Below are 22,407 nucleotides of genomic sequence, written 5' to 3' on the forward strand. Positions count from 1 at the left end.
CAGGATTGATGACATGAGCGGCCGGACACGCCGATGCTTGGCCATCGCCGCTGGGAAACCGTCGGCCACGGGTTTCTGGCCAAGTGTGGTCGGAAGTCGAACAAGAGCGCGACGCCCGGCCAAGGGGCAAAGTTAAGATTTCAACCTGGGGCACCGTTGCTGCGACCTCCGTGCTCGCGCACGGGCCGCATAAGGACCCTTCCTGTTATTGCCGTGGATTTTGTATTGTTAAGAATTGCTAAGCACACCGCCTCAACAGGCAACTTGCATAGACGGGCCGCGAACGTCCCCGCCTAGTAAGCGGGCCCATTGCCTGCTGACGAGGCTGCTGTTTGAGAGGCACCTCCGCCCGCTGATCCGATCCTTGGCGAGGATCAGAATTACCAAATCCCGACACGGGTCAGGAAGGCGCCTCTATGAGCTTGCCGAGGACGAGGCATTCACTCTTGAGGAATTGGCGGCACAGGCCTCATCGTTTTGTGGGCCTGCCGCTCACTTACGAAAATCTGGCTCCCGCGGTATGAGGAAAACCTGCAAGCCTCAGGATTGTCTGAAGAACTCGCCCGCCTTCTGGTCGGCTCCGATACCGACGCATCTGCCGGTGCGCTCGAAGACCATGGGCAACAGTTGAGGGCTTTGATCGGTCGGCCAACCACCCCGCTTGGCGCTGTCATGGCAGATCAACTGCGCCGCTAAGCGCTCTTTCGGCGCGACGCCCGTGTGCTTGCTGGACGGGGCTCATGCCCGACGCGAGCGCGAAGCGACGGTATCGGAGAGTATCTTGACCAAAGGCTTCGCCGGGAAAGGGATGCCTCAGACCTGACGTAGCCTAAAGTGTTGATTGCCACTGAGAACTGACCCGCCATCGCTTCCCCTGAGTTGGAAAACGGCCCTTAGTTCCTGGAACGAAGTGCGTTGTCGACATGCGGCGACAGCCTGATCTCATCGGCCGTGAAGTATCCGCAGGCCCCAAGGGCGCTGCGGAGGCTCGGCCTCTCTCAAGGTGCAAAAGGACCAACTGCGACCACGAAGACGACGGCACGGCAGAACCGAGCCTTGGCGCTCTCAACCGCGTCTGTCAGCTTCATTGGGCAGTCGGCTCTCGCAGCGACCGCGAGGAAGACGCCGGCGACATGGCGGAGGTGCCGGCCAATGGCGACTGACACCCTTCGACAAGATGGCTGCCGAGGCCACGACGAAGGCCAAGGCGAAGCTCGCCGAAATCGAGCTTGCTGCCAAATACGTTGCATACTTGATGGAAGGCCTTCACGGTGGCGACTGGCGCGTGAAGATCGATCACCGGCTCGGGTTTGTGTTGATGGTGGGAAAATGAAGGCCTCTGAGCTTCTGAGAATCCTCGCTGCCATGTCTGCCCGACGAAAGCGGGCGGTGATCGCGGAGTTCAAGCGGCGCTATCGCTAACCGGGAATCGGTCCATGAAACACGGCCCGCTGCCTCACGGTGGCGGGCCTTAGCTTTGCCGGAACTATCTTCTAAGGTCGGCCGTTGAGCGACCGACGTAAGGAGAAAGCCGATGCCGGATGCAAGCGACGAATCAACGCCGAGCATGAATCAGCGCAGAGCTCAGGAGGCGCTAGAGAAGCAGGTTGCGCAGTTGAAACGCGAGATCAACAAGATCAATCGGACGCTGGCCGAGCGCGCCGAAGAGGCTGGAGAGGAGGTAGCAGGCTGGTATGAAAGCGCTGCCGATGGCGCCGGCCGGACTGCTCAGGCGCTCCGGACCGGGGCTCAGTCGGTTTCGGGAGCCGTCCAAAATAATCCCGGAACGGTTTCAACGGCCTTCTTTCTGGGCGCCGCGCTGGGATTGCTTTTGGGGCTTACCCTCAGTGATCCTAGTGGACCTGGCCGGGATCATTGGTTCTATAACCGAGCGAACAGTTAAAAGCCCGGCTGCTCGGGTGGCCTGGATTGTTTTGTGGCAGAAAAGTCACGCGGCCTTAATATGCAGCGCTTCAACTAGGGCGCGCTTATTATCCGTCTTACCGAGGCTTACGGTCTTGCCGGCGAGGGACAAAGACGGGCCACTGGAGCGCTCGCTGCGGCAACGTAGCGGGCGCTTCCGATTCGCGCGATGGCGATCGATCCCCACCGAAGCCACTAGCGGATTCAGGGCCTTTTAGTGTCTCGGCTACGCCTACGGCTACCCACGTCAGGTCTTTCCGGGGTAGCCATCTCCTTACCTTGGAAGCGAATTGCCAAGGAATTTCAACGTGGTGCGGACGACTAGAATCGAACCCGTACGATCAGAGATCGAGGGGTTTTTAGTCACTGGGTCAGGGTGAAGCGCCTCTCCTGCCCAAACCGCTCTTGAGAGGGTGACCCTGGATCAACTGGTTCCGGCCGATCATCTGCTACGCACGACCGGCCGCTTCGGAGCGGTGCCGCGCCACCTCTCACCCCGGTCCATGAAGATGATTTTGTCGGCGACCTGACGCGCAAATCCCATCTCAACGCACAACATGGTCATGCCCTCATCTGCCAGCGAGACCATGGTGTCGAGCATCACTTCCTTCACCATTTCCAGGTCGAGCGCTGAGGTCGGCTCATCAAACAGCATGATCTTCGGGCGCATAGAAAGCGACCGCGCGATCGCCACGCTTTGGTATCGATCTGCCTCCCGATACCTATGACGGCTTGCCGACGCGATCAGATGTTGACAGCCCAGGCGGGTTCGACGAACCAGCCTCCCGCTTGATTAGATCCGCCGCCTTCTCAGCAAGGCAATAGGTCGCCGCGACGGTGTTGGCCGAAACGATGGCCGGCATGATCGAGGCGTCGATCACCCTCAGCCCGCCGACTCCGTGAACGCGCAGCGTTCGCGGATCGACCACCGCTTCAGCCCCAAGACCCATCGCGCAGGTGCCGACCGGGTGGAAAAGCGTGCCGACGCGTTCCCGGATGAAGGCGTCGATGGCGCCGTCGCTCTCCACGTCGGGACCGGGATCGACCTCCGCGTCGAGATGTGGCGCGAAGGGTTGCTGTGCCATGATCTTTCGAGCCAGCCGCAGGCCGGCGCGCATGACGTCCATGCCGCTTTCACCGCGAAAGAAATTGTAGAGGATCGACGGCTGGTCGGCGGAATCCGCGCTTTTCAGCGTCACGCGGCCGATGCTGCCCGGCCTGAGCTGACAGACATGCATCAGGAACCCGTGCCCGGTGAAGCCCGAGGCGGACTGCGTGTTGGCCCGGCCCGTGCAAAAGAAAAGCTGGATGTCAGGTCGCTCGCTGTTCGGATCGGTCGACAGAAACCCTCCACCGTCGGCGGTTGTCGAGGCGAGAAGCCCGCGCTTGCGCAACAGCCAGTCGAACAGATGGAGGATGTTTCGCGGCAACGCTTTCCACGAGATGCCGTATGGTGTGATGGATTTGGCGCGGTATTCCAGCGTGATGTCCAGATGGTCCTGCAAATTTTCGCCGACGCCGGGTAGGTCCTGCACGAGCGGGATACCGTGCCTGGCGAGCTCGCGCGCCTTTCCGATGCCCGACAGCATCAAAAGCTGGGGCGAAACGAAGGTGCCGGCCGAGAGGATGATCTCCCGTGCGGCGATTACACCAGTCTCGGCGCCGCGTTTCCACTCGACCCCGGTAGCCCTCCTTCCGTCGAACACCACTTTGGTAACATTCGTGTTGCCTATTATCGTGAGATTCGGCCGGTGCCGCACCGGATCGATATATGCGCTCTCGGCGGTGACGCGCTCCCCGTTCTTCTGGGTGAAAGTATAGAGCCCTATACCGTTCTGCCGTGGCCCGTTGAAGTCGGGATTGAGCTCGTAGCCGGCGAGTTGCGCTGCTTCGATATAGGCGTAGGCGAGCTTGTTGACGCTGCGCATCGGCGCGATATTGACCGGACCGTCAGTGCCGTGCAGAGCCGGATCGACTTGCTCAGCCAGTGGCCGTGCTCCCAATCTAACATGCCGGCTGGATCGGGGGGCAGCGAGCGGTTCGAAGCGCTCGAGCTTGCGGAAATAGGGCAGCAGATCGTCAAAGCCCCAGCCCGCATTGCCGCGGTCCCTCCAGCCGTCGAAATCCTCGCGCTGACCTCGGATGAAGACTTGTCCGTTGATGTTGGTGCACCCCCCGGTGCCCTTGCCGCGCGGCAACATCATCGACCGGCCTTGGAGCCCGGGTTCCGGTTCGCTCGCGAACCACGTCATGAACTTCGGGCCGCCCAGAAACGCCAGAGCCGGCGCCATGAAGGTGACCATGGCGAGCGGAATGCGCACGATTGCCTTGCGGGCATTGTGATCCGGCCCGGCTTCGATCAGCGCGACGCGCATGGCGGGATCTTCCGTCAGCCGGTTGGCAAGCACGCAGCCTGCCGGCCCGGCGCCGACAATGACGTAGTCGAACCGATCCATCACCTAAATGTCCTGGTTCTGCGGCAAGATCACCAGGTCGCGGATCGTGACGTTGGCCGGCCGGGTCAACATGTAAACGACCGCATCGGCGACGTCCTCCGATCTTAGCCCTTCGCGGCTCTCCACCTTGGCGTCGATCGCGGCCGCGTCGGTGTAGCCCCACAATTCGTTGAGGACGACGCCAGGCGCGACCGCGCCGACGCGAACATTGTGCGCTGCCACCTGACGGCGCAGCCCATGAACGAAGGATTGGATCGCGTGCTTGGAGGCCGAGTAGACGGGCTCCCATTGGAGGGCCTGATGGCCGGAGACCGATGACGTGATGACGATGTGGCCGGCCTTGCGCTCGATCATCTGCGGGAGTACCGCGCGCACCAAGCGGAATACGCTGTTGACATTGATCGTAAGCAATTCGTCCCAGGCATCGGGATCGCCATCAGCGACGTCACCGGCAATGTAGAGTCCGGCGTTCGGCAGCAGGATGTCGATCCGTCCGAACCGGCTGCCGGCTTCGGAGACGACCCGTTCGACTTCACCTGGCTTCGTCAGATCCGCGGCAATTGCAACAGCGCCGTTGCCGATCCGGTCGGCGATCGCGCAGAGACGCTCGGCGGACCGACCGACCAGGGCCAGTTTCGTCCCCTGCGCCGCCAGGGCCATCGCCATGGCGCGCCCGATGCCGGAACTGGCCCCAGTCACCAACACCACCTTGCCAGAAAGGTCCTGCTGCATTTTCATTTCCTCCTATGTCACCATCCCGCAGCCACTCCACACCTTTTAACTTGAAGCCGGTGGGATTTGCTGACCAGACCGGTTTCACATCCAGATGACCGCGGCAATTCCTGAGCGTTCAGAAATGGCCGGCCGGCAAATACTGGCGAGAGAGACAGAGCCTCTATTTGACGCTGAAGCCGCCATCGGCCATCAGCACCGCACCGTTGATGACTGCTGCTTCGTCTGATGCGAGATAGCGTGCGGCGGCTGCGATTTCGGAAGGCTTGGCGAAGCGTCCGATGGGAATATCCTTTTTGGCCTTTTCTCCCTTTTCTCCCGACCAACCGATAAGCGCCATCGGCGTTTCGACCACCGTTGGAGCAATCGCGTTGGCGGTGATGCCAAACCTGGCCCACTCGATCGCCATCACCTTCGTCAAATTGATCAGGCCTGCCTTGCTGGCGCCATAGGCCGCATGCTCATCGAGGGCGATGACGCCGGCCTGCGAGGAGATATTGATGACGCGTCCGCGGCCTGAGGCCTTAAGATAGGGCAGGGCTGCGGCGGCCATAAGCCAGGGGCCGCGCAGATTGATCCGCATCGTCTTGTCCCAGGCCTCGAAATTTGGTTCCCCGACAGGGAAAATAATGCCGAGCCCGGCATTGTTGATCAGTATATCGATGCCCATCGTCACGCCGATGTGCTCGACGACAGAAGCGATGGCGCCGGGGTCTTCAAGATCGAGCACGAAGCTCCTATGACAAGCACCCAAGCGCGATGCCAGCTCCGAGGAATCGTTGAGATCAAGAAGGGCCAACTGCGCACCGGTCGCAGCAAAACCTTCCGCCATGGCTTTGCCGATCCCGCCGGCAGCGCCGGTGATTAGTACTGTTCGACCTGCCAAATCGTTCATCGGGACGCTCGCTCCTACACAATGAGGGAAGGCTTTTGGCTGCTCGGTTTCGATTCAGATGTCGAAATTGGTCGGCAGGACGATCATGTCACGGATCGTCACATTGCGCGCCCGGGTCAGCATGAAGATCACTGCATCGGCGACCTCTTTCGGTTCGATCAGACTGCCGTTTTCCTTCGCCTTGCGAAGATTTTCTTCCGGCCAATCGGCAAGAAGGGCGGAGATGACCGGGCCCGGCGAAACCTGTCCGACGCGGATCCCGTGCTTGTTCAGCTGGCGGCGCATCGTCTGCACGAAGCATGTCATTGCCCATTTGGATGCCGAATAGACCGGCTCCCACGGCACGGGGAAATGACCGGCAACCGAACTGGTTACGATGATGTCGCCGCTGCCGCGTTCGATCATATGGGGAATGACGGTGCGGACGTTTTTCATCACTGCGTTCACGTTGAGGTTCAGCATCCGGTCAATCGCATCGAGATCCGTCTCGGTCAGGTCGCCGCCGATATATGAACCGGCGTTGGCATGGAGGATGTCGAGATGCCCCGCTTTCTCGATGATCCCATCCAGGATCGTTGCGCAGCTTGCCGGATCAAGAAGGTCGACCTTCAGCGGGATCACCTTGTTGCCCAATCTCTCGCACAGGGTTTCCATAGCCTTTTGGTCGCGATCGACCATGACCACGGTTGCGCCCTCGCCAAGCATGGCCTCCACGCTCGCCAATCCGATCCCTGAGGCTCCTCCGGTTACTGCTGCAATCTTGCCTTCGAGTTTCCCAACCATGATATCGATCCTATGTTGAGGCACGCCTCGGCGTGCGGTTTGTTCGTTTAGTGGGTGGTGTAGCCGCCATCAGCCGTGAGGACACTGCCGGTGACGTAGCTTGCGGCGTCCGAACATAAAAACAGCGCGCAGGTGGCCATTTCCTCGGGCCGACCGAAGCGGCCCATGGGCGTGTTCTCTGTCCAAATCCGGTTCCAGTCCTCGTTTGCTATCCCGCCCTGCGTCATGTCGCTGACGACATATCCAGGAGCGAGTGCATTCACCCGGATGCCGCGGGAAGCATATTCGAAGGCCATGACGCGGGTCATCTGATGCACAGCCGCCTTCGATGCATTGTAGGCCACCTGCAACTGCGGCTTGTTGGCCACTTCACCCGAGATCGAGCCGATGTTGAGGATCGCTCCGGCTCCCTTCTTCAGCATTGGCATCACAGCCGAACGCGCGAATCGGAAGGGAGCGATGAAATTGGTGTTTGTGATCGCGGCGAGGCGGTCGTCGCCGAATTCGTGAAAGTTGCCGTGGTCAGCGATGCCAGCATTGTTCACCAGAATGTCTAGTGCACCGAGCCGATCGAGCGTCGCCTGCACGATCCGCGCTGGTGTTGCCGGGTCGGTCACATCGCCCTGCACCCAGCCGTAGTTTTCGCTCTTGCACAGGTCTCCGGCAGCATCAGTGAGCGTTCGGCCGCTCATCATCACCTTCGCTCCAGCCTCTCCAAAGAGTTTGGCGATGGCCAGGCCGATGCCACGGTTGCCGCCGGTGACCAGCGCGACTTTGCCGTCCAGCCGGAATTGTTCAAGTGCCATGATGCTCTCCAGTCTTTCGCTCATCCGTTGCAGGCGGCGTGATAGGCTTGCAGGCTTTGCGTCACGCGCCAGATCAAAAAGGTCTCGGGCTCGAGCGGCGCATCTGCGAAGTCTGTAGCGGCGGGCAGGTATTGCCACATCAGGGGAAGTGGGATGTTCCGACCTGTGAGCGCTGCGATCAGACGGGCGACCGCCTTTTCGGCGGCCTCGGTTGCCCAGTAATAGCGGATACGATCAGACAGCGAATAATGCCGCAGCACCGCTTGGGTCGCTGCGTCTCCGTAATAATGCCGGTTCCAGTTTCCAGGATCGGCCAGCATCAGCCGTTCCATTTCCTGCTTGAGCGGCCGCTCGCCATAACCCGGCACCAGATCGGACGCGATCAGGTCCAGCGCGTAGAGCGCCTCGCGCAGGACGAAGGTCAGTTCCGGGCCGACCTTGAGAATGGCAAAGCCGTCTTCGACCAGTCCGGCCAAAGGCTTGGCGCCCTGGTAGTCGGTGGAATGTGCCTCGAAGACGAGCCCCGGCTCGCCATCCAGCACCCGCACCAGCGACTGAGCCTTCTTTCGGTCATAGAAAATGACGTTGCGGTTGCCGAATTCCACGCCGGGCTGCACCACGATGCCAATGACACGGTTAAAAGCATCCGCAAGCCCGGCTTGCGCGAAGGCCTCCCGATGCACGGCAAGGGTCTGGCGTACGGCTTCGGGCGCGGTGGGTGTGATGGTGTCGAGCGCATGGTCGGCGCCGCCCGGGGGCGGCACTTCAGTACCGATGATGTAGCAGGGCATGTCCCCGCCGACGTCTTTCGCGGTTTTCTCGGCAACGGCAGCCAGTCGAACGGCGCGCGCGGCGGTCACGGCGTCGTCGAGCGCCACCGGTTCGTCCTTGCACCCCATCGAGGTGTCTAAATGAAGCTTGCGGAAACCCGCCGCGACATAGGCTGCAACCATTTTTTCCGCCTCGGCCATGGCGGCTTCGGCATCCCGGTCGCGCCAGGGGTTCGGGCCTAGGTGATCGCCGCCCAGCACGATCTGCTCGACCGGGCAGCCCTCCTCAGCGGCGATACGGCACACCAGAGCGACAAAATCGGCAGGCTTCATGCCCGTGTAGCCGCCCAGATGATTGACTTGGTTGCATGTCGCCTCGATGAGCACCGTCGCCCCGGACTGCAGCCCGTGCCGGAGCGCGGCGCGCAGGATAATCGGATGCGCGGAGCAGACCGAACTAATGCCGCGCGGCGTTCCGGACGCCCGGTAAGCGGCCAGTTGTTCAAGTTTCACCTGCATTACGTCAGTCTCTTCGTCGTTCTGATGAAATGGTCCAGCTCCGCCCGCGTGCCAGCACCTTCCATTGGGCCGCGCACCGTCACATTGCGTGCGCCGGCGGCACAGCCGTAGAGCAGGGCCTGCTCGACGGGCATGCCGAGTCGGCGGCAGGCGATATAGGCGCCACCGAAGCAATCGCCTGCCCCGGTCGGATCAATCTCTTTGACATCGAAGGCCGCGGCGTCTACGCGCGTTCCATCCTGAAGGAAGCAGCTTGCTCCCTCGCGTCCGCGCTTGAGAACGATCTCGCCGACGCCAAGCTCGAAAAGCCGGGCGATACTGGCAGCCTCTCCCTCGACGCCCGCAGCACGCTCGAGCTCGTCGCCCGAGGGCAGCAAAAGGTTGGACATCGCAACCAACTGAGCGAAGCGCGCTTCGGTCTGGTCGTCGTATTTCAACTCCTTGCGCAGGTTGGGATCCAGCGACAGCGTGCCGCCTCGGGCCTTAATCACCTGCGCGGCCTTCTCGATGACTGTCCAGGCGCTCGGCATGGATAAGGCCGACCCCATGACGTGCAGATGGCCCGAACGGGTTACCAGCGCCTCGACCTTCTCCGTCCAGCTGAAACGGGCGGCCGCAGAGGTGCCAATGTTATAGACGAAGTCGCGCGAGCCATCGGTGCGGTATCGTACGAACGCGCTGCCAGTTGGGTAATCCGGAGAAACAGCAATAGCTGAAACGTCGACCCCATCTCTCTTTAGACGTTCGATGTTGACGAAGCCGAAATCATCGCTGCCGACGGCCCCGATCAAAGCCGCGCTGCCACCGATGCGTCCGCACTGGTCGACGAAGATCGCAGGCGCGCCGCTAGGGAAGGGGCCCAAGAGCTCGACAGGCTCCCTGAACCCGACGCCGATTTTCGTAGCGACGATCTCCACCAGTATTTCTCCGACCGTTACCGTCGGCCCTAGTGAATCCGGTGCCAGTGTTTTGGAGGGTTCATCCATCAGCCATCAAAATCCCGTATATGATGCCGTTTCCATTTTCAGGCGGCGGAATTGCCTGGATCGGAAACCGCGTCCTTATTCAGCAGCTGGTTGTCGAGCGACACGAAGCGTTGGTGCATCATGCAAGCAGCTCCGAAGGCGGATCCGTAGGCGGCGTTCTCGTCGAAAATGATCTCGGGGATGGGAAAGGTCGCAGCCTGAAGATCGCGGATGTGGGCGTCCACGCGAGCGGCAACCAGGGGGTAGAGTTCCGCAACAGACCCGCCGAGAACAATGCGGTTCGGGTCGATCAGTCTCGAGATCTGGACAACGGCAAAAGCCAACAGGCTGGACCATTCTTCGGCAAACTGCACGGCCTCGGGAACACGATCTCGGACATCGCTAAGGAACGCGTCCAAGTCGGCATCCGGATCAAATTGGCGATAGGAAGAAAGGATTCGGTCACGGCCGAAAGCCTGCTCCAGATTTCTGTATTGCGAGTTTCGTGTCTTCAGGTGGCCCACCTCACCTGCCAAGCCGTTGCCGCCGCGAAACAGTTTGCCGTCGATCACGATCCCGCCGCCAACACCGGTTTCGATGACCATGAAAAAGGTCACGCCGTTCGCCGCTTCGTGCTGACTATAGGTGGTGCCGATGCCAAATGCGTTGGCGTCGTTCTCTGCTGAGACTGGGACTTCGGCCGGGAGAAAGGTGCGAGTAAGGGCCGGGAGATCAAGGTTGCGCCATCCGAGGATCGGTGCGACATGGATGAAGCCATTCCGGTCCATCTGCCCCGGCACGGTAATGCCCAGGCCTTGGCATCTCGTCAGGTCGTGCTTCCCGATCTCGGAAAATGCCTGGTCGATGGCGGTGCGAACCGCTTCTTCCGGGCCGCTATTGCGGCCTTCGAAACGCCTCGTGCTGCTGCGGACAATCTTACCGGCAAGATCGATCTCGACGCACGTTATGTGCTCGACGCCAATTTCGATGCCGACAAAAAAGACGGCGTCGGGCACGAGCTCGACAAGTATTCCCGGCCGTCCGGCTCTGGGCTGGGCGGCCGAATTTGCGGTCTCGTTCTCAGGCACTTCGCGAACGAGCCCTGCCTCGACCAATTCCAAAACGATATTGCCGGCGGACGAGCGGTTGACCCCCATATGCCTGGCGAGTTCTGCCCGGCTTAACGGACCGAAGCGGTGGAGCGCGTTCAATGTCGCTACCGCGTTACTCTGACGGATCCTGCGTGGCGAGCTGCTGGGAAAGGTCACGCGAGTCATGGCGGGCTCCTGCAAATTCGTTCCCCGGCTATACTTCGCCCGAGCGCCGCTTTCCTCCTGGCGACGCGGAATCTCGGAACTTTTCATTTCGATGACCTTTTTTGTATGCGCGGCAAGCAGGTCATTGTCGTTCCTTATGTAGCCTCAACTGCCCCGCACATGCGAAGTACGGCCAAATCCCTGCGAGGGGTCATCGAACATTTCATCCACATGGAATTGCCTACGGCTTACTCATCGAACATTCCGTGGGGAGTTGCCGTTGACGTCACAGACGGCGGCGCGCGGCTTGTCGTTGTCGGCTACGAGCTTATGCAGGACGAGGTCGATTGCGCCCTGTGCCTGGCCGTGGGCATCCTGCGGGCTAAACATCACCTGCTCACCGCGCTTTACGGCTTCAAGCGCACCCAACATCTCCCCGGCTTCGACATCGTTGGAGTTGATGTAGGCGTCGTGGAGGGCAGTGTTTGAGACCATCGCATTGGAGCCGGACACGGGAATGCCGGCTGCCTTTGCGCGCTCGATTGGCTCGTTGCCTGCATCGATGTCGAGCGGGATGAAGAAGATCGCGTCGGATCCGTCAGTGATCGCGGTGTCGAACAAGTTGGGCCGCGTCAGCATTTCTTGGCGACCGCTGGCGTCGCTTTCATCAGCAATGCCCAAGGCCTGGCTCATCTTCCCGTCCTCCTCGGGCATCAGATGGTGCGGGCCAAGATGAGCCCGCGGCTTTCCGGTCCTTTTATGCAGCCTCGTTGATCTCGGCCCGGCGCACGGCCTCCGACCAATGGCTTTCGATGAAGGCTCTGGCATGCGCGGCGAGCGGATTGTTGTCGTCCCATGTGTCGCGCCAAATGCCGCAGGCGCGCGACAAAGCCTCATCGACGATGGCGCTGGAGAAGCTTTCGAAGACGACGTCTCGATTGTGGAAACCGATATCGACCAAGGCTGAGAAAATGCTCGGAAAGTCGATCGTTCCGGTACCGAGATAGCCACGGTAGTTTTCGTTGAAGTGAAAATAGCCCAGCTTGTCTCCCGCCATACGGATGGCGTGAGCCGGACTGGCTTCCTCGACGTTCATGTGGAAAGTGTCGAGATGCAGAAGGACGTCATCGCGACCGGTATCCTTGATAAACTTCATGCCTTGGGCGGTCGTATTCAACAGGTTGGATTCGAAGCGGTTCACCACCTCAAGGACGATCTCCACACCGCAATCCTTGGCAACCTCGGCGGTCGCGGCGACAGTCTCGGCGCTGTTCATCCAGCCGATGCGTGTTGGCATCCGCTCATACTTGCCGTGCATCGAATAAAGGATGCCGCCCAGCCGGATGCCGCCGATGTCGCGGACAGCCTTGACCGCGTCGGACAAGAGCGCTCTGCCTTTGGCGACCACGGCCTTGTCCTCGCTCGACACGTCCGCATCCGCGCTCAGCCCCATCGTGACCACAATCTCGATATCCAGCTCCTTGGCCTTTTTTGCCAGGCGGTCGAGATCGAATTTCTCGGGGCGCAAATACGCAAACTCGATCAGGCGGTAGCCATGCTCCGCCGATTTTTCCAAAGCCATTTCCAACCCCTCTTGGGACTGGCCGTTTGTCCAGACAAACGAATGGATACCAAGACGCCGCATTCGCATTCCCTCCTAGCAATTTTGCATGCTAAACATACAAACGTCGCCCTTCAATGCTCCAATTTTGACGTGTGCGCAAGGGCCTCTCTCCGTCGCCAACGGCAGTCAACAAATTCAGATCAAAAATTGCTCAGTTTAATCAACACAATAGCTGATGTCGTTGAGCGACTGAGAAATTCCGCCTTCGCAGCCGCAAAAAGATAATATGCATCTTTACGCAACAAAACCTTGCAAGGTACCGCCTTTTGCCTTATCAGGGCAGGACGGCAATGAGCCGTTCGTTTTAACAGGGAGGAGCAGATGAACGTTCGAATGAAACTCGGCGTGGCTGCCATTGCGGTCGGGCTGATGTCCGGGACCGCGCTTGCGGACAGCAATGACGACTTCTGGGCAAAGGCCGCCGAACCCTACAAGGGCGTCGTCCTGCATGGCGTGACGGAAAGCACGCCTCCGTCCAACTACATCAAGGATGTTCTGGCGCCCGAGTTCGAGAAGAAGACGGGCATCAAGGTCGAGATCGAGACCACCTCGTGGGACCAGATGTACGACAAGGCCATCAAGGACATGGAAGCCGGCACGGGCATCTACGACATGGTCTATATCGAGCAGGACATCATCTATTCGTACCTGGCGCGGAACTTCCTGGTCGACATAACCAAGGAGCTGAAGGACAACCCGTCGCTGAAAGCGCCGACCTACGACGACGCGAATTTCACCACCTTCGCAGACTACTTCAAACAGAAAGATGATCTTTATGGGGTGCCCATGGAGGCGTTCATCAAGATCTATCTCTACCGCAAGGACCTGTTCGACGATCCCGAGATCAAGGCGGCGTTCAAGAAACAGACGGGCCACGACCTGGCGCCGGCGACGACCCACGAGCAATATACCGAGATCGCTGACTTTTTCACCAAGTGGGGTAAGGATCATGACATGCAGCTCTGGGGCTCGACCGCCCAGGCGCATACGGGACACCCTGCCTCGTGGTACGAATTCTTCGAGTCGGTCGCGCCGACGTTCGGGGTCTACAACTGGGGCATCAACGCTGCCGACAACTACGGTGCCACGGTCGAGCATGGCGGCCAGATGAACTCGGACAAGGCAAAGGCTGCTCTGAAGTGGTGGCTGCATTTGCGCGATGTCGCTCCGCCGGAATCGGTGCAGTCGACCTGGAGCGAGGTTGCAACGACCTTCGCCGCCGGCCGCGCTGCTCAGGGCTTGGTGTACGGCGAGAACGCCGCCTGGATCCAGGCCGACGAATCCAAGTCCAAAGTCGTCGGCAAGGTCGGCTTCGCGCTGCCGCCGCTGTCGCCCGGCGTCAAGGAAGATGCCGAATCCCGCAAGGGCTATATCGGCTACTACGACGGAGGCGCCTTCGGCATCCCGGTCAGCTCGAAGAACAAGGAAGCATCAGCACTGTTCCTTGAATACATCGGCCAGGACTCGGTGCAACCCGGCTGGGCCATCGCCGCGCCGCGGATCACCAACAAGGCGACCTACGACGATCCACAGGTCAAGGACATGGACAAGAAACTGGGCGGCTACTACACGATGCTGAAGGACGACGGGCATCTGTTCGCCGGCGCCCCGCCCTATCCGTTCCACGCGCAGGTGCGTGAGGCCACCGCGCCGATCTTCTACAAGATCCTCACTGGCGAGCTTGGCGCCGACGAGGGGCTCGATCAAATGGCGGCCAAGGCGGAAGAAGAGCTGACGTCTCTGGGCTACCGCAAGTAGTCTTCGCCTCCCTGAAGACTGCCGCCGGGGGGTCGTCACCTGAGTTTGTGGCGACCCCACCCTCATACGCCCTATGATACGGGCCGGGAGTTTCGCATTGCTACCGGGGAGGATGACCGATGCAATCCAAGACACTGGGCTGGATACTGCTGGCCCCGACGATGATCATATTGTTCTTCTTCGGCGTACTGCCCTTCATTTACGTGGTGTGGGTATCATTCCATCAGTGGAACCCGTTCGCTGCTGACCCGAGCATGATCTTCAACGGCGCGGACAACTACCGTCACGTTGTGTTCGATCCGGCCTTCCTCGCCTCGCTCGGCGTGACCGTCCTGTTTGTATTCTTTGCCGTGCTCACCGAAGTAATCCTCGGCTACGCTTTGGCGCAGGCGTTCATGAAGGACTTCCCCGGCAAGGCGATATTCCGCACTATCCACACGCTGCCGCTGATTATGGCGCCGATCATCGTGGGATCGGTCTGGAAGCTTATGACGACGCCCTCGATCGGGATCATTCCGCATTTCCTCAAGGCTTGGATCGGCTACGACCTGAACATCGGCCAGAGCGCTCTGGCAGCTTTCGTCGTCACCGTCGTCATGGATGTCTGGCACTGGACGCCTCTGGTCACACTAACCCTGATCGCCGCGCTGGTCTCGCTTCCAGCCGACCCGTTCGAGCAGGCGCAGATCGACGGGGCGGGCAAGCGCCAGATCTTCTGGCACATCACTTTGCCAATGATCGCGCCGGCGCTGATCGCCACAGTCTTCATCCGTCTGATGGATGCGCTGCGCATCGTCGACGAGGTCCTGATGCTGACCGGGGGCGGCCCCGGATCGGCCACCCGCTATGTTGGCGTGCATATCTTCAGGGAGGTGTTCCCGCGCACCAACTATGGTTATGGATCAGCCATCTCCGTCGTCGTCCTCTACCTCACCATCGTGGTCTGCTGGCTGCTCTACACGGGCTTGCTTGCACCGCGGAAGCCGAAGAAGGGGTGAAGCCCATGAAGAAGCGAAACCCTTGGATACGGACGCTGTTCTGGGTCTTGATCAGCTTTGTGACGCTGTTTCCGATCTACTGGCTGTTCGTGATCTCGGCAACGCCGGCGATGGAGCTGTTTTCGACACCCGATGTCGTCCTGCGCCACGTCTATTGGCAAAACTACATCGACGTCCTGAACAATCCGACGCTGCGCGGTTACATGCTGAACTCGCTTGTCATCTCGTCGGGCAATGCGCTTGTGTGCACCACGTTTGGCTTCTTCGCCTGCTACGCGCTGTCGCGCTTCAATATGAGCGGCAAGGAAAGCATCTTCTTTTGGACAATCACCAATCGGATGGCGCCGCCAGCCGTGTTCCTGCTGCCGCTGTTCCTGTTGATGACTCAAGTCTACAAGGTCGGCAGTTTCACGCTGCTGGACACACGCATCGGCATGATCATGGTGTATTGCACGTTCAATCTGCCTTTTGCGATCTGGACATTGCGGCCGACGGTCGATGGCATTCCGCGCGAGCTTGACGAGGCGGCCTATGTCGACGGCGCAAGTCCTTGGAAGGTGATCACCGAGGTCGTGTTCCCGCTTTGCCGACCGGGATTGGCCGTGACGCTCATCCTCACCTGGGTGTTTGCCTGGAACGAATACCTGCTTGCGGCGACGCTTACCAATTTTAACGCCCGCACACTCACGACCGGGCTGTCGGAATATGTCACGACGACCGGCACGGCATGGGGCATCATGGCAACGATTTCGGTTTTCACGCTGATCCCGGCCCTGATCGTTTTTAGCATCGTCCAACGTCACATCGTCGCCGGTCTCACGTTCGGCGCAGTTAAGGGCTGATGGCATGGCCAGCAAGATGGAAAGTATCGAAAAGCCGATCGACATCCTTGATGACGGGAATGCTCGACCGATCCTGCAAAAGAGAGGCTTTCTACCTATAGAAACGAACTGGTTCGACCGCCTTTTCATCTCCGTGGTCATTTGGGTCGCGCTGTCGCTTCTATGGTTCCGCCTGATGGAGCCCATGGGGCTATCGATCTGGATCTCCAACCTCATCGCGCTTGCGCTGGCAGCGTTGATCATAGCGAAAGGCTGAATCACATGGAGGCGCTTGTTCTCGAGAAAAAACTCGATCTCTCGCTCCGCGATTTCCCGATTGAGCGTCAAGAGGAAAAGCTCGGTCCGCGCGACGTGCGCATCAAGCTGCATACGGTCGGCATCTGCGGTTCGGACGTCCATTACTATACCCATGGGAAAATCGGTCCCTTTGTCGTCAATGCGCCGATGATCCTCGGGCACGAAGCCTCTGGTACAATCATCGAGACGGGCTCCGAGGTGACCACGCTCAAAGAAGGCGACCGCGTCTGTATGGAGCCCGGGATACCGGATCCGAACTCAAAGGCGACACGGCTTGGAATGTACAATGTGGATCCGGCCGTGCGCTTCTGGGCAACGCCACCTGTGCATGGAATTCTGCGCCCGACCTGCGTGCATCCCGAAGCGTTCACTTTCAAGCTGCCCGACAGCGTTTCCTTTGCCGAGGCGGCGATGGTCGAACCGCTCGCGGTCGGGGTCCATGCGGCTACGAAAGCCCGCATCAAGCCAGGCGACATAGCGATCGTGCTTGGCGCGGGCCCAATCGGGCTCGTCACAGCACTCTCCGCGCTGGCAGGCGGTTGCGCGCGGGTCTATGTGAGCGATCTTGCCAAAAAGAAGCTCGACATCGCCGAGGGCCTGAACCGCGCCATCACCGGAGTGCAAGCGGGCAAGGACGACATCGTTGAACGCGTGAAGCGCGATACCGATGGCTGGGGCGCGGACGTGCTGTTTGAGGCAACTGGCTCGCCCAAGGCCGCCGCGAGGGTCTTCGAACCGCTGGCGCCCGGCGGACGCGTTGTGATGATTGGCGGCCAGCCCGAGCCGATTTCCTACGATGCGGGCGCGGCGATGATCCGCGAGGCGCGGGTGGAAAACATATTTCGCTACGCGCATGTCTTCCCGCGCTGCGTGGCGATGTTGTCGTCGGGGGCGATCGACGTCCGTCCGCTGATCACGCGCAAATTCGAATTCAAGGATAGTGTGCATGCCTTCGAGATCGCCGCCTCGGCACCCCCAGCGGACGTGAAAATGCAGATCGAACTGCCGCAATAACAAAAAAGGGAGACCGGCCCGTGGCTGATGTCAAAATCGAAAAAGTTTTCAAGCGCTACAGCAACTTGGAGGTCATGCACGGTGTCGGTGTCGATATCGAGGATGGCGAGTTCGTAGTGCTCGTCGGGCCCTCGGGCTGCGGAAAGTCCACGCTGCTACGCATGATTGCCGGTCTCGAAGAGATCAGCGAGGGCACGATCAGGATCGGCGGCCGCATCGTCAATGACATGCCGCCGAAGGATCGCGATATCGCCATGGTGTTCCAGTCATATGCGCTCTACCCGCACAAGACTGTTTTCGACAATATTGGGTTCCCGCTGAAGATGGCCAAGCGACCCCAGGCGGAGATCAAGGAAAAGGTCCACAAGGCGGCCGATATTCTCGATCTGTCGAAGCTGCTTGACCGCTATCCCAAGCAACTTTCGGGCGGTCAGCGCCAGCGTGTCGCCATGGGCCGAGCCATCGTTCGCGATCCTCAGGTCTTTCTGTTTGACGAACCGTTGTCGAACCTCGACGCGAAACTGCGCGTGACGATGCGTGTCGAGATCAAGGAGCTTCATCAGCGGCTGAAGACCACGATCGTCTATGTAACTCATGATCAGATCGAGGCCATGACAATGGCAGACAAGATTGTCGTCATGCGCGACGGCCGGGTTGAGCAAATCGGCGCCCCGCTCGATCTTTACGACCATCCTCGAAACGTTTTCGTCGCCGGCTTCATCGGGTCTCCGGCAATGAACTTCATTCACGGCACGATCAAGAGCATGAGCGCGAACAAACAGTTCGTGTCCGAAAGCGGGCTGACGCTCCCGATTCCACCGACGGATGCCGCGGACGGCCAGACGGTCATTTACGGCGTCCGGCCTGAACACATTCTGGTCGGCGCCGGCGGTATTCCGGTCAAAGTTGTCGTAACGGAACCGACCGGATCGGAGACGCAGATCTTTGCAAGGGCTGGTAAGGACATGATCGACGCCATCGTCAAGCAACGCATCTCTGCCGCCCCGGGCGAGGAGATCGGCTTCATCATCGATCCGGCTAACGTGCATTTGTTCGATCGCAAGACCGAACAGCGCATATGAGAGAACAAGTTTGCATGAGTAAGTCCGCGATCAGGGCGGTCATTTTCGATATGGATGGCTGCCTGGTGGACAGCGAACCGCTTTCGCTCGAAGCGGTGGCGGCCGAAATACGCGCATCAGGACTGTCCGGGATGACTGCGGACCATGTTCGGGAGAAATATCTCGGCATCTCTATTTCTACGATCTGCCAGGATATCGGGGAAACGTTGGGCCAGGCCTGTCCAGAGGGTTTCGCCGAGCGCGTGGAAGATCGCCTGTTCGAAGCTTACAAGACAGGGCTACGGCTAATTGACGGCGTTCTCGGGCTTTTGGAAGCGCTGGATCGTGCCGGCATCGCTGTGGCGATTGCGACAGGCAGTTCGGTGCGGCGGCTGGAAAAGACGCTTGAGATGTCGGGCCTTGGTCCGCATTTCGATGGTAGAGGGTTAAGTTCCGATCAAGTCAAGCACGGCAAACCAGCCCCCGATCTGTTCCTGTTTGCAGCGGAGAGGCTTGGCGTCCCTCCTAGCCACTGCGCCGTGCTGGAGGATTCACCTCACGGCATAAAAGGCGCCGCCGCGGCTGGCATGCGCCCCATTGGGTTCGTGGGCGGAAGTCATCTGAAAGGATGCGAGGCGGCCCAAACGAGCGTCTTGCGAAGTGCCGGAGCGGTTGAGGTGATCGACCATCTTTCCAGAGCATACCGAGCGCTGGCACCTTTTCGGACGTAAAGTGCCCAACGACCCTCGTTCGCCGTTACGTCTGCGACCTCGGCCGAGAAGGCTCTTTCATTGCATCGTCTGGCCGCTTGCCTCGAGTATCGACCCGATGCCTATAAAGGGACGGCAAATCCTGACCTCAACAGACGAATGGGGGCGGGCTGCCGCTCCGCAGCATGCGGCCGGAGAACGAACCCGCTGCGCGGGAGGGTCGCGAGCGTTTGAGGTAGAGATCAAGAACCGGTCGTTGCGCCTGCGTTGAGTGCGGTTCGGCAGGGGCAGAGCATCACAGGCTTCTTCAACAAGGAGCCTGACCATGCCTCCTCCAGTTCTCGAAGCTCCGATCGCCCCGTGCGCCAGCGGCTGATCGACGACATGAACATGCGGCGTTTCTCACGGGAGACGCAGCGCAACTATCTCCGCGACATCGGACGCCTGACGACCTTCCTCGGCCGTTTACCAGACACAGGGACCACCGACGACCCGCGCCGGTTCCAGATAGAGCAGCAGGACGACGGTGTTCCCGTGCCGACGATGAATAGCATCGTGTCGGCGCTGCGCTTCTTCTTCACGCATACGGTCGATCGTCCCGATCTGGCGCGCAAGCTCGTTCGTCTGACGCACCCGTGCAAGCTGCCGGTGGTGCTCAGCCGCGACGAGGTCGCCCGACTGCTCAACGCCACCACCGGCCTCAAGCGCCAGGCCGCGCTGTCGGTATGGCGCGGGCCTGCGCGTGGCAGAGGTGCCGATGCTGAAGTCGCCGACTGCGCAATCGATGCGACACCAGTCAGATCTCGACTTTGACAACACCAGAGTAAGATCGGTCGAGGTCACAGCATGACCGCTTGCGGCGCTACCAAGACTTCCAGCTGGTCAATGCGATATCCTTCCGCGAAGGAGACCTCTTTGCGACCTAGTCCTGGTTCTGGATGGTTAACCAACCCATGTGGGGTTCATAAGAAAAGTCGAGGCAGCCCAGCCGGCTCTTTATCAATACTTCACCATAGAGATGGCGGTTCCGGAACCTTTCCAACTGCTGCGGACTTCTGGGATTCACTGTGAATTCGAATGAAGAGGTACCCGCATGAAAGTCACCGCAGCAGGCATCGACCGCATCAAGATCGGCAATGCGGACGCGAGCGGCCACGGCGCGCATTTCGTCGTTTGGCTTTATCTTCAGGTCGACGAAGGCGGCACACAGACCGGTCAGGAACTGGTGGTGTCGGTGCCATATGACGCGCAGATGACCTTCGACGATCTCGCTACCCAGGCTTTCGAGAAGGCGCATGCCATGCTTCGCGCCTGCTGCGAGATAGATGAGTCCATGTGGTGGAAGCAGTTCAACCGCAGCCTTGCGCCACTGCCCGAATGGGCGCCCGGCGCGCAATAACTGAGAGGCGCCGGAACAGGCCCCAGGGATGATTTACACGGCCGAGAGAAACGCTTCTCAGCCAGCACTCTTTGGACCAGAAGAGGAACTTCGACCGGACGCACTCTGATCCAACGCACCTGCGCCCAGAGCAGAACTAGTCTTTGCCGACGCGCCCGAAGAGTTGGGGTGGTGAGTCAGGAGAATGTCCCGAATGATTTGACGTTTCGCGTGAGCAATCGAATCTTCAGGATATCGCGGCATGCTAGCCCGCGACCGACCAATGGATGGCTCGGATCGATGTTCAGGAGAAGGCAGTTTCAGGGTCCGTCGATGGTGTCAGATCAAAAGCGTCTCGGTGCGCAGGATGATCCAGCCATCACCGCGGAAGTGGAGCGACTTCTGGCGCGCCGCACGCGCGATATTCGTTTCAGCGGCGAGATCGAACGCCTGTTTCGTGCTCGTGTGTGGTCGCAAACGGCGAAGATCATTCGCGCCTGGATGATGTGGGTAGCCGTCTTGGATGTGCTCACCCTGGCGCTCTACATGGTCATACTTCCGAGGGCGATCGCCGTATCGATGCTCCTGCCTGGGGCTATCATTCCGCCGGTCGTTATCGCGGTCGTTCTCGCGTGGCGAAAGCCGCGCCCCTCCTGGCTCCAGGGGCCCACGTTGATCGCAGGCATGTTCCTCATCTTATTGTCGGTTGCATTGGTCGGGGTAAGCGCTGGTGGCGAGTTCTATGAACGGCATTTGAACATCATGCTGTTCGTGGCCATCACAGCCATCATCATCTTCGGCATCCCTTTGGCCTGGACGGTGACCATTGCCGCCTTGGCGCTCGGTCTCTATCTCATTTTTCAACTGCAGAATCCGGCGATCGAACTTGGCAGCGCGGTGGCTGCGACGCTGTTCTTCGCCAGCGGCGTCCTCGCAACGATAGCCGCGCGGCGCATCATGACAATTCTCGCTCAGAAGACTTTCCTGTTTGAGCTTCGCGACCGGCGCACGGTCGCCGCACTGGCTAAAGCCAACGCTCGACTGGAACTCCTGGCGAGGACCGATCCGCTCACCGGCATCGCCAACCGGCGCTGGATGACGGAAACGCTCGGCCACCTATGGGGAAATGACAAACGTTGCCTCGACGGTGCCGCGATGCTGATGTGCGACATTGACCACTTCAAGAAGCTGAACGATCACCTCGGCCATGGTGAGGGCGATCGCTGTCTGGTGGAGGTCGCCAGGATTATCCAGGAAAACGTCAGGCGCGATCATGATCACGTGGCCCGCTACGGCGGCGAAGAGTTCCTGGTGATCCTGCCCGGCGTGAATGAGGAAGAGGCCGTCTCCGTGGCTGAGCGAATCCGCAAGAGCGTTGAGGCCGCCGGTTTTCCCAACCCTGGATCCCGCGTGTCTCGCCGCGTTACCTTGAGCATTGGTGTCGCGGTTCAGACGTCTGAAGAGGCCATCTCGCCGGAGCAGTTACAGCGTCAAGCGGATGAGGCACTCTATCTGGCCAAGCAAACGGGCCGCAACCGGGTGCTAGTCCATAGACCGGAGTCAGCCGAGAGCAAACATATTCAGTCGACGCGGTCCGCGGCGCGACAGTAGAGTGTTCGC

General features: G+C 60.0%; 21 protein-coding genes and 2 pseudogenes. 12 read left to right on the forward strand and 11 right to left on the reverse strand.

What is annotated here, in order from left to right; translation table 11 throughout:
• The first annotated feature begins 1,177 nt into the window (after window positions 1-1,177).
• Both EJ071_RS38530 and EJ071_RS15670 read left to right on the forward strand, forming a co-directional pair.
• Window positions 1,178-1,333, forward strand: a complete 156-nt coding sequence (locus EJ071_RS38530; protein WP_189521490.1) for a hypothetical protein — start codon at window positions 1,178-1,180, stop codon at window positions 1,331-1,333.
• A gap of 201 nt (window positions 1,334-1,534) precedes the next feature.
• On the forward strand, window positions 1,535-1,903 hold the full coding sequence (locus tag EJ071_RS15670) for a hypothetical protein (protein WP_126098651.1): 369 nt from the start codon (window positions 1,535-1,537) through the stop codon (window positions 1,901-1,903).
• Window positions 1,904-2,425: 522 nt separating this feature from the next.
• Here the strand turns inward: EJ071_RS15670 and EJ071_RS15675 are convergent.
• From EJ071_RS15675 to EJ071_RS15725, 11 genes and pseudogenes are all read right to left on the reverse strand, one after another.
• Window positions 2,426-2,654, reverse strand: a pseudogene (locus tag EJ071_RS15675) (amino acid ABC transporter ATP-binding protein); the annotation flags it as partial.
• Between the two features lie 132 nt (window positions 2,655-2,786).
• Window positions 2,787-4,379, reverse strand: a pseudogene (locus EJ071_RS39480) (GMC family oxidoreductase N-terminal domain-containing protein); the annotation flags it as partial.
• Between the two features lie 3 nt (window positions 4,380-4,382).
• Window positions 4,383-5,111 carry an SDR family oxidoreductase gene (locus EJ071_RS15685; protein WP_126098653.1) on the reverse strand — a complete coding sequence of 243 codons (729 nt, stop codon included), beginning with the start codon at window positions 5,109-5,111 and terminating at the stop codon, window positions 4,383-4,385.
• A 163-nt stretch (window positions 5,112-5,274) separates the two neighbouring features.
• Window positions 5,275-6,006: an SDR family oxidoreductase gene (locus tag EJ071_RS15690; RefSeq protein WP_126098654.1), complete on the reverse strand. Its 732-nt coding sequence runs from the start codon at window positions 6,004-6,006 to the stop codon at window positions 5,275-5,277.
• A 54-nt stretch (window positions 6,007-6,060) separates the two neighbouring features.
• On the reverse strand, window positions 6,061-6,789 hold the full coding sequence (locus EJ071_RS15695; RefSeq protein WP_126098655.1) for an SDR family oxidoreductase: 729 nt from the start codon (window positions 6,787-6,789) through the stop codon (window positions 6,061-6,063).
• A 47-nt stretch (window positions 6,790-6,836) separates the two neighbouring features.
• The gene (locus EJ071_RS15700; RefSeq protein WP_126098656.1) at window positions 6,837-7,595 is read right to left on the reverse strand and encodes an SDR family oxidoreductase; all 759 of its coding nucleotides are present in this window, start codon (window positions 7,593-7,595) and stop codon (window positions 6,837-6,839) included.
• Between the two features lie 20 nt (window positions 7,596-7,615).
• On the reverse strand, window positions 7,616-8,884 hold the full coding sequence (locus EJ071_RS15705) for a D-tagatose-bisphosphate aldolase, class II, non-catalytic subunit (RefSeq protein WP_126098657.1): 1,269 nt from the start codon (window positions 8,882-8,884) through the stop codon (window positions 7,616-7,618).
• On the reverse strand, window positions 8,884-9,870 hold the full coding sequence (locus EJ071_RS15710; RefSeq protein WP_126098658.1) for a sugar kinase: 987 nt from the start codon (window positions 9,868-9,870) through the stop codon (window positions 8,884-8,886). Before EJ071_RS15710 ends, EJ071_RS15705 begins: the two co-directional genes overlap by 1 nt.
• Before the next feature lie 38 nt (window positions 9,871-9,908).
• Window positions 9,909-11,126, reverse strand: a complete 1,218-nt coding sequence (locus tag EJ071_RS15715; protein ID WP_126098659.1) for an ROK family transcriptional regulator — start codon at window positions 11,124-11,126, stop codon at window positions 9,909-9,911.
• Window positions 11,127-11,357: 231 nt separating this feature from the next.
• Window positions 11,358-11,798: a substrate-binding domain-containing protein gene (locus EJ071_RS15720; protein WP_245460258.1), complete on the reverse strand. Its 441-nt coding sequence runs from the start codon at window positions 11,796-11,798 to the stop codon at window positions 11,358-11,360.
• Between the two features lie 64 nt (window positions 11,799-11,862).
• On the reverse strand, window positions 11,863-12,750 hold the full coding sequence (locus tag EJ071_RS15725) for a sugar phosphate isomerase/epimerase (RefSeq protein ID WP_126098660.1): 888 nt from the start codon (window positions 12,748-12,750) through the stop codon (window positions 11,863-11,865).
• 300 nt (window positions 12,751-13,050) lie between these two features.
• On the opposite strand from EJ071_RS15725, the gene EJ071_RS15730 reads away from it, so the two are divergent.
• The 10 genes from EJ071_RS15730 (at window position 13,051) to EJ071_RS15780 (ending at window position 22,398) form a co-directional block, all read left to right on the forward strand.
• On the forward strand, window positions 13,051-14,487 hold the full coding sequence (locus EJ071_RS15730; protein WP_126098661.1) for an extracellular solute-binding protein: 1,437 nt from the start codon (window positions 13,051-13,053) through the stop codon (window positions 14,485-14,487).
• A gap of 119 nt (window positions 14,488-14,606) precedes the next feature.
• The gene (locus tag EJ071_RS15735; protein ID WP_126098662.1) at window positions 14,607-15,485 is read left to right on the forward strand and encodes a sugar ABC transporter permease; all 879 of its coding nucleotides are present in this window, start codon (window positions 14,607-14,609) and stop codon (window positions 15,483-15,485) included.
• A gap of 5 nt (window positions 15,486-15,490) precedes the next feature.
• Window positions 15,491-16,327 carry a carbohydrate ABC transporter permease gene (locus EJ071_RS15740; RefSeq protein WP_126098663.1) on the forward strand — a complete coding sequence of 279 codons (837 nt, stop codon included), beginning with the start codon at window positions 15,491-15,493 and terminating at the stop codon, window positions 16,325-16,327.
• Window positions 16,328-16,343: 16 nt separating this feature from the next.
• Complete coding sequence (locus tag EJ071_RS15745; RefSeq protein ID WP_210211936.1) at window positions 16,344-16,583, forward strand: DUF2160 family membrane protein; 240 nt, start codon at window positions 16,344-16,346, stop codon at window positions 16,581-16,583.
• Between the two features lie 5 nt (window positions 16,584-16,588).
• Window positions 16,589-17,638 (forward strand): NAD(P)-dependent alcohol dehydrogenase, encoded by a 1,050-nt coding sequence (locus EJ071_RS15750; RefSeq protein ID WP_126098665.1) that lies wholly within the window; start codon window positions 16,589-16,591, stop codon window positions 17,636-17,638.
• Window positions 17,639-17,658: 20 nt separating this feature from the next.
• Window positions 17,659-18,720, forward strand: a complete 1,062-nt coding sequence (ugpC, locus tag EJ071_RS15755; protein WP_126098666.1) for a sn-glycerol-3-phosphate ABC transporter ATP-binding protein UgpC — start codon at window positions 17,659-17,661, stop codon at window positions 18,718-18,720.
• A gap of 14 nt (window positions 18,721-18,734) precedes the next feature.
• Window positions 18,735-19,430: an HAD family phosphatase gene (locus EJ071_RS15760; RefSeq protein WP_126098667.1), complete on the forward strand. Its 696-nt coding sequence runs from the start codon at window positions 18,735-18,737 to the stop codon at window positions 19,428-19,430.
• A 339-nt stretch (window positions 19,431-19,769) separates the two neighbouring features.
• Window positions 19,770-20,222 carry a phage integrase N-terminal SAM-like domain-containing protein gene (locus EJ071_RS15770; protein ID WP_245460259.1) on the forward strand — a complete coding sequence of 151 codons (453 nt, stop codon included), beginning with the start codon at window positions 19,770-19,772 and terminating at the stop codon, window positions 20,220-20,222.
• Between the two features lie 280 nt (window positions 20,223-20,502).
• On the forward strand, window positions 20,503-20,808 hold the full coding sequence (locus EJ071_RS15775) for a hypothetical protein (protein ID WP_126098669.1): 306 nt from the start codon (window positions 20,503-20,505) through the stop codon (window positions 20,806-20,808).
• Between the two features lie 312 nt (window positions 20,809-21,120).
• Complete coding sequence (locus tag EJ071_RS15780; RefSeq protein ID WP_126098670.1) at window positions 21,121-22,398, forward strand: diguanylate cyclase; 1,278 nt, start codon at window positions 21,121-21,123, stop codon at window positions 22,396-22,398.
• The last annotated feature ends 9 nt before the right edge of the window (window positions 22,399-22,407 follow it).

This window comes from Mesorhizobium sp. M1B.F.Ca.ET.045.04.1.1, assembly GCF_003952465.1.
Taxonomy (GTDB): domain Bacteria; phylum Pseudomonadota; class Alphaproteobacteria; order Rhizobiales; family Rhizobiaceae; genus Mesorhizobium; species Mesorhizobium shonense.